Consider the following 1,295-nt stretch of genomic DNA (forward strand, 5'->3'; position numbering starts at 1 on the left):
CGCTGGTCGGCGGTGATGATGAGCAACTACAGGACCCCGCCGGTCGCCCTCGAGCGCGGTGAGGGCGCCACGGTGTGGGACGTCGACGGCCGGGGCTACACCGACCTGCTCGGCGGCATCGCCACGACCATCCTCGGCCACGCCCACCCGCGGGTGGTGGAGGCGATCAGGCGGCAGGCGTCGCGGCTCGGGCACGTGTCCAACCTGGCCATGCACGAGCCGGGCCTGGCGCTGGCCGAGCGGCTGCTGGAGATCGCCGGGCGGCCCGGCCGGGTCTTCTTCTGCAACTCCGGCGCCGAGGCGAACGAGGCCGCCTTCAAGATCAGCCGGCTGACCGGCCGGCCGGAGGTCGTCACCGCGGTCGGCTCCTTCCACGGCCGCACGATGGGCGCGCTCGCGCTCACCGGCCAGCCCGGCAAGGCCGACGCCTTCGCCCCGCTGCCCGCCGGCGTCCGGTACGTCGACTACGGCGACGTGCCGGCGCTGCGCGAGGCCGTCGGCGACCGGACGGCGATGGTGCTGCTCGAGCCGCTGCTCGGCGAGGGCGGCGTGGTGCCCGCCCCGGCCGGCTACCTGGCCGCCGCGGCCGGCGCGGCCGCCGAGGCCGGGGCGCTGTTCGCCGTCGACGAGGTGCAGACCGGCACCGGCCGCACCGGGCACTGGTTCGCCCACCAGGCCGACGGGCTGCAGCCCGAGGTCATCACCCTGGCCAAGTCGCTGGGCGGCGGGCTGCCGATGGGCGCGCTGCTGGCCTTCGGCGCGGCCGCCGACCTGCTGACCGCCGGCTCGCACGGCTCCACCTTCGGCGGCAACCCGATCGTCGCCGCGGCCGCCCTGGCCGTGCTGGACACCATCCGCGACGAGGGCCTGCTGGAGCGGGCCAAGGAGCTCGAGCACCGGTTCACCGCCGGCATCGAGGCGCTCGGGCACCCGGGGGTGTCCGCCGTCCGCGGGCGCGGCGCGCTGCTCGGCGTCGTCCTCACCGCCCCCGTCGCCGGGGCGCTGGAGACCGCGCTGCGCTCGGCCGGGTACCTCACGAACGCCGTGGCGCCCGACGTGCTGCGGCTGGCCCCGCCGCTGGTGCTCAGCGACGCCGCCGTCGACGCGTTCGTGGCGGCGCTGCCCGCGGCCCTCGACGCCGCCGTCCGGGAGGCGGCGCCGTGACCGTCCGCCACTTCACCCGGGACGACGACCTCACCCCGGCCGAACAGGCCGAGGTGCTCGCCCTGGCGGCCGAGCTCAAGCGCACCCGGCACACCGCCGCCGCGCCCACCCCGCTGGCGGCGCCCGGCGGC

At 77.8% G+C, this 1,295-nt stretch carries 1 protein-coding gene; it reads left to right on the top strand.

The features are described 5' to 3' along the window. Positions 1-1,164 (top strand): acetylornithine transaminase (locus OF117_RS22025; RefSeq protein ID WP_263555000.1); only part of this gene is annotated, 1,164 nt, incomplete at its 5' end. Positions 1,165-1,295: the final 131 nt, after the last annotated feature.

This window comes from Geodermatophilus sp. YIM 151500 (assembly GCF_025716945.1).
Lineage (GTDB): Bacteria > Actinomycetota > Actinomycetes > Mycobacteriales > Geodermatophilaceae > YIM-151500.